Source organism: Gordonia desulfuricans NBRC 100010, from assembly GCF_001485495.1.
Classification (GTDB): Bacteria; Actinomycetota; Actinomycetes; order Mycobacteriales; family Mycobacteriaceae; genus Gordonia; species Gordonia desulfuricans.
In genome coordinates, this window is the sequence record NZ_BCNF01000040.1 from 1 (window position 1) to 6361 (window position 6361).

The following is a 6361-nucleotide window of genomic DNA, read 5'->3' on the forward strand; positions in this document are numbered from 1 at the left end:
GGGTCACGACCTCGGGTCCGGTCGCGACTCGCGACCGGACCCGACTCGCGACCGGGCCCGACTCAGGACAGGGCGGCGCGCATCCGGTCGGCGAGCTCGCCGGTCTCCTCGGTGGTCATCACGAACGCGGGCGAGATCTGCAGTGCCCCCTGGCCCGCCGCGCGTCCGCTGACGCCGTGCCGGCGCAGGGCCAGGACCATCTCCGGTCCCCGTGACGGATCGGCCAGCTGCACCGCGCTCACCGCGCCCAGACCGGTGCGCACCTCGGCCACCGAGTCCAGATCGGCCAGCGGTGCCAGCGCCGCCGCCAGATCCGACTCCAGGCGACTCGCCTCGGCGAGCAACCCCTCCCGTTCGATGATGTCGAGATTGGCCATCGCCGCCGCGGCCGCACCCGCGTGGCCGCCGTAGGTGTAGCCATGGCGCCACCACACCCCGCCGCCGAAGAACGGCTCGGCGATGTGCGGGGCGATGAACACCGCACCCATCGGCACGTACCCCGACGTCAGCCCCTTGGCCGTGGTCATCAGATCCGGCTGAAGATCGAAACGGGTCGACGCGAACCAGCTGTCCCCACCGATCCGGCCGAATCCGGTGACCACCTCGTCGACGACGAACAGCACGTCGTGATCGCGGCAGATCTGACGGACCTCGGCGAGATATCCGGCCGGGGGCAGATAGACCCCGCCGGCACCGATGATCGGCTCACAGAAGAACGCCGCGACGCGGTCGGCACCGACCCGCTCGATCAGCCCGAGCAGACTCTTGGCGTCGTCCCAGTCGACGGTCAGGGTGTCGTGCATGAGTTCGCCGTAGCCCTCGTGGTTGACCGGGATCCCGGCGAGGGATGTCCCGGCCACGTGCATGCCGTGATAGGCCTTGGTGCGTCCCACGAGCAGCGTCTTCTCGGGGCGTCCGCGCTCCACCCAGTATCGGCGGGCGAGCTTGGCGGCGGTGTCCACCGAGTCGCTGCCGCCGGAGGTGAAGAAGATCTTGGAGCCGGGTACCGGCGCGAATCCCGCGAGACGGTCGGCGAGCGCATCGGTCACATCGGCGGTCAGATCACCGAACCCCGAGTAGTGCGCCAGCCGCCCGAGCTGCGTCGCCACCGCGTCGCCGATCTCGGTGCGCCCGTGACCGACGTTGGCGAACCACAGACCCGCGGTCGCATCCAGATACTCATTGCCCTCGACGTCCCAGACGCGGGTGCCCTTGCCGTATGTCAGGACGCACGGTCCCGTCGACGACACCGCACCCATATCCGCGAACCCATGCCACAGCGAACCAGCCATGGCTCCATCATGCCGGGGCCCGCCGGGCGACGCGGGGCCGGGACCACCCGGTCCCATATCCTGGACACCATCATGGGATCAGCAGGAACCGAACCGGATCGCGGGGTCCCGAATCACCAGGACCCCGCACCGCATACCCGACGCACACCGTTCGACCGGCGGGGTCTTCGCGACCGCATCGGCACCGTGACCCTCGCCGACGAACACACCCTGCGTCGGCGGCTGGACAAGCTCGGCCGCTCCCCCGCCGCCGACAAGATCGCCGGTCTCGAACGCGCGGTGACCGCCGCGGAGAAGCGGATCGCCGCCCGCCGCGCCGCGGTGCCGGTCCTGGAGTTCCCGCCGGAGCTGCCCGTCTCCGACGCCCGCGAGGAGATCGCCGCGGCCATCGCCGCCCACCAGGTCGTCGTGATCGCCGGCGAGACCGGGTCGGGCAAGACCACCCAGCTGCCCAAGATCTGCCTCGAACTCGGGCGTGGCGTACGCGGCGCGATCGGCCACACACAGCCGCGTCGGATCGCGGCCAGCTCGGTGGCCCGCCGGATCGCCGAGGAGACCCACACCGACATCGGCGACGCGATCGGCTACTCCGTCCGGTTCAGCGACCGCTCCGGCGCCGACACCCTGGTCAAGGTGATGACCGACGGCATCCTGCTGCGCGAGATCGCCTCGGATCCGATGCTGCGCTACTACGACACGCTCATCATCGACGAGGCGCACGAGCGCAGCCTGAACATCGACTTCATCCTCGGCTATCTGCACCGGCTGCTGCCGCGGCGTCCCGACCTCAAGGTGATCATCACCTCGGCGACCATCGAACCCGACCGGTTCGCACGGCATTTCACCACCGCGACCACCCAGGTCCCGGTGCTCGAGGTGTCCGGCCGGACCTACCCGGTGGAGGTCCGGTACCGCCCGCTGTCGTTGCGCGACGGCGCCGACTCGGGCAGCGAGGAGGGCGGTGGCGAGCACGCCGACCTCGACCTGTTCCAGGGCATCGACGCCGCGATCGGCGAGCTGTGGGGAGCCCACGGACGCGGCGACATCCTGGTGTTCCTGCCCACCGAGCGTGACATCCGTGAGGCTGCGGCCACGCTGTCACGCCGCGTCACCGCCGGGGCCGAGGTGGTGCCGCTGTACGCGCGCCTGTCCATCGCCGACCAGCACAAGGTCTTCGCACCGTCGGATGGCCGTCGGATCGTGTTGTCCACCAACGTCGCCGAGACCTCGCTGACGGTGCCGGGCATCCGGTACGTGATCGACTCGGGCACCGCCCGCATCTCCCGCTACGCCACCCGCACCAAGGTGCTGCGCCTGCCGGTGGAACCGGTGTCGCAGGCCAGTGCGCGTCAGCGTGCCGGCCGCTGCGGCCGTGTCGCCCCCGGCGTCTGCATCCGGCTGTACTCCGAGACCGACTTCGATTCCCGGCCCGCGTTCACCGACCCGGAGATCCTGCGCGCCAACCTCGCATCGGTGATCCTGCAGATGGCATCGCTGCGGCTCGGCGACATCGCGGAGTTCCCCTTCGTCCAGCCGCCGGACGCACGCTCGGTGCGCGACGGCATGGCGGTGCTCACCGAACTCGGCGCGATCGTCCCGGCCGGGAAGACCCCGGGAGATGACAAGAGCACGGGAGACGGCAAGAGATCGGGAGACGACCGGAGCACCCGGGACGGCACGGACACCGGCGAGGAGTCGCGGGGTCCTCGGCTGACCAAGGTGGGCCGTTCGATGGCCCGCATCCCGGTGGACCCGCGGATCGCCCGCATGCTGGTCGGCGCCCACGAGGAAGGCTGCCTCGACCACGTGCTGGTGATCGCGGCGGCACTGTCGATCCCGGATGTGCGGGAACGGCCGGCCGAACACCGGGAGGCCGCCGACGCCTCGCACCGCCGGTTCGTGGTGCCCGGCTCGGACTTCCTCGGCTACCTGGCACTGTGGCGCCACCTGAACGAGCAGCGCACACAGTTGTCGGGCAATCAGTTCCGTCGCACCTGCGAGCGCGAGTTCCTGCACTATCTGCGTATCCGGGAATGGCAGGACCTGCACCGGCAGTTGCGCGGCATCGTCGACGATCTCGGGTGGGGGATCCCCGAGACCGAGCAGAATCCCGATGCGATCCACCGGGCGATCCTGGCCGGTCTGCTCGGCAACATCGCCGCCCGCAACACCGAGGGCCGCGAGTTCACCGGCGCCCGCAACACCACACTGCTGATCTTCCCCGGCTCCCCGCTGTCGAAGAAGCCGCCGGCGTTCATGATGGCCGCCGAGATCATCGAGACCTCACGGCTGTTCGCGCACACCGTGGCCTCGATCGATCCGCTGTGGGCCGAGCGCCTGGCCGGCGATCTGGTCAAACGCACCTACAGCGAGCCGCACTGGTCGAACAAGCGCGGCGCGGCGATGGCCTACGAGCGGGTGACCCTCTACGGAGTGCCACTGGTCGCCAAGCGTCGCGTCGACTACGGGCCCGTCGACCCGGTGACCGCACGCGATCTCTTCCTGCGCCATGCGCTCGTCGAGGGTGACTGGCACACCGATCACGCCTTCTTCCAACGGAATCGAGCACTCCTCGAGGAGGCCGCCGACGTCGAGCACCGCGCACGGCGCCGCGACGTCGTGATCTCCGAGGACCAGTTGTTCGAGTTCTACGATCAGCGGGTGCCGGCCGAGGTGACCTCGGCCCGGCATTTCGACTCGTGGTGGAAGACCGCCCGCCGGGCCACCCCGGAGCTGCTCGACCTCACCCCCGAGGACGTGGCGGCCGACATCGCCGTCGCCGACACCGACTACCCCGGCATCTGGGCACAGGGCGACACCCGGCTGGAGCTGCGTTACCGGTTCGAGCCGGGCGCCGCCGACGACGGTGTCACGGTGGTCATCCCGGCTCCGCTGCTGCCCCACATCCGCAACGCCGGCTTCGACTGGCTGGTCCCGGGGATGCGCGAGGAGCTGGCCACCGAGCTGGTCAAGACACTGCCCAAACAGCTGCGCAAGACGATGGCACCGGCGCAGCGCTTCGCGTCATTGGCCCTCTCCCGCCTCAAGCCACGCTCGGAGCCCCTGACGCGTGGTCTGGCCCGTGAGCTCGCCGAGATCACCCGGCACCGGGTCCGGCCCGAGGACTTCGACACCGACCGCATCCCGGCGCACCTGCGGATGCATTTCGCCCTCGCCGACCCGGCCGGGAAGATCACCGCGCGGGCCGACTCGCTGGCCGAATTGAGCGGTGCCACAGCGTCTCCGGCCGCCACCTCGTCGACTGCCCGGCACACGCGGTGGACCGCCGACGGGATCGGCACACTCGCCGCCAGTGAGACCGTCCGTGTCGCCGGGCAGCAACTGACCCGCTATCCGACGCTGCGGGTCGTCGGCGATCCGGGCAGTCCCGACGGGGTGGAGGTCACCACGGCGGCATCGTCCGACGAGGCGGCACGCCTGCATCTGCCCGCGGTGATCGTCCTGCTCGACGCCGCGATCGCGCCGCTGAGCGCCAAGGCGTCGTCGGGGCTCGATCCGGCGGGCCGACTCGCGTTGAGCCAGAACCCCTATCGTGAATCGGCGCAGCTGTTCGCCGACTGCACCCGGCGGGCCATCCGCGATCTCGTGTCGGCGGATGCGGCTGTCGCGGTGCGCGACCCGGCAGCGTTCGAGAAACTCGTGTCGGGCTTGCGGTCGCAGGTGATCGCGGCCGCCCCGGACTATCTGCGGCTGGCCGTCGATGCGCTTCGGGAGGTGGCGCCACTGCGTCGCGAGATGGACACCCACTCCGGGCAGGTCCCGGCCGACGATGTCGCCGAACAGCTGGAGAACCTGATCTTCGACGGATTCGTGCTGTCCACGCCGCGCACCCATCTCGAGGATCTGCCGCGGTATCTGGCCGCGGCACGCTCGCGACTGGAGCAGTTGCCCGGATCTGCGGCGCGCGATCACGACGCGATGGCCAGCGTCGACCGGGTGATCGCACGATGGAATCAGCGCCTCGACCAGGTCCCCGCACCCCGCCGCGACCGGGTCAACGAGCAGGCCCACTGGATGGTCGAGGAACTACGGGTGGGGTTGTTCGCCCAGCGGCTGGGCACGCGATATCCGGTGTCGGAGAAGCGCGCGCTACGAACCCTTGACCGTCTCGGCTGAGACGGCCCCGTTGACGCCGACGGCCTCCCCGTGCCGGGAGTGCTCGTCGTCGCGCAGGTCGTCGATCTCGCGCTGGAAGTCCTCCAGCGAGTCGAACGACCGGTAGACCGACGCGAAGCGCAGGTAGGCGACCTCGTCGAGGTCGCGCAGGGGTTTGAGGATGGCGAGACCGACCTCGTTGCTGGGGATCTCGGCGGCACCGGAGGCGCGGACCGCCTCCTCGACCTGCTGGGCGAGCTGGGCGAGATCGTCCTCGTCGACGTGGCGTCCCTGGCAGGCCCGGCGCACACCGCGCATGACCTTCTCCCGGCTGAACGGTTCGGTGACGCCATTGCGTTTCACCACGGCGAGCACGGCGGTCTCCACGGTGGAGAAGCGGCGACCACAGGAACTGCACGACCGCCGTCTACGGATCGCCTGCCCCTCGTCGGCGACACGCGAGTCGATGACCTTGGTGTCTTCGTTTCTGCAGAACGGGCAGCGCATACAACGACAATACCGTCCCACCGGTCAGCGGTAGCGCGGCGTCAGCAGTGCTTGCCCGACCTGCAGGCCGCTGCCCGCCATGTCGTTGAGCTCGACGATCTCGTCGATCACCACCCGGCTCGGCATGTCCGGGGCCACCCGGGCGGCGATCGACCCGAGCGACTCCCCCGCCCGCACGTGCACGACCTGGGTGGAGACCGGGGACGGGACGGCGGCGCGCTGATAGTCCGAGCCGACGATCGCGACGATCCACACCAGCATCGCCAGTGCGACACCGGTCATGACCGCCACCGCGGTGGCGCGACGCCGACGATGGACCGACGACACCGCGGTCCCGCGCACCGGGACCACCACCGCATCGGCACAGGCCACCCGGCCAGGGCCCACACGACCGGCACCGCCACGTCCGGCGCCCACACGTCCGGCGCCCACGCGTTCGGTACTCC

The 6361-nt window shown here is 70.3% G+C and carries 4 protein-coding genes; 1 reads left to right on the forward strand and 3 read right to left on the reverse strand.

The window, feature by feature from the left end:
- Positions 1–62: 62 nt before the first annotated feature.
- Positions 63–1292: an aminotransferase family protein gene (locus GD1_RS06965; protein ID WP_059036477.1), complete on the reverse strand. Its 1230-nt coding sequence runs from the start codon at positions 1290–1292 to the stop codon at positions 63–65.
- A 72-nt stretch (positions 1293–1364) separates the two neighbouring features.
- Here GD1_RS06965 and hrpA point away from each other — a divergent pair, with 72 nt between their 5' ends.
- A complete protein-coding gene (gene hrpA, locus GD1_RS06970; protein ID WP_083533929.1) occupies positions 1365–5429 on the forward strand; it encodes an ATP-dependent RNA helicase HrpA in 4065 nt (1354 codons plus the stop codon).
- On the opposite strand, the gene nrdR is transcribed toward hrpA, so the two are convergent.
- Together nrdR and GD1_RS25395 are read right to left on the reverse strand one after the other, a co-directional pair.
- Positions 5403–5915 carry a transcriptional regulator NrdR gene (gene nrdR, locus GD1_RS06975; RefSeq protein ID WP_059036478.1) on the reverse strand — a complete coding sequence of 171 codons (513 nt, stop codon included), beginning with the start codon at positions 5913–5915 and terminating at the stop codon, positions 5403–5405. The two genes, hrpA and nrdR, sit on opposite strands and share 27 nt — an antisense overlap.
- A 24-nt stretch (positions 5916–5939) precedes the next feature.
- A partial coding sequence (locus GD1_RS25395; protein ID WP_244882558.1) for a LysM peptidoglycan-binding domain-containing protein occupies positions 5940–6361 on the reverse strand: 422 nt, incomplete at its 5' end.

Bases quoted from the DNA above. Each gene is read 5' to 3' on its own strand.
- GD1_RS06965 (WP_059036477.1), bottom strand. From the start codon at position 1,292: ATGGCTGGTTCGCTGTGGCATGGGTTCGCGGATATGGGTGCGGTGTCG.
- hrpA (WP_083533929.1), top strand. From the start codon at position 1,365: ATGGGATCAGCAGGAACCGAACCGGATCGCGGGGTCCCGAATCACCAG.
- nrdR (WP_059036478.1), bottom strand. From the start codon at position 5,915: ATGCGCTGCCCGTTCTGCAGAAACGAAGACACCAAGGTCATCGACTCG.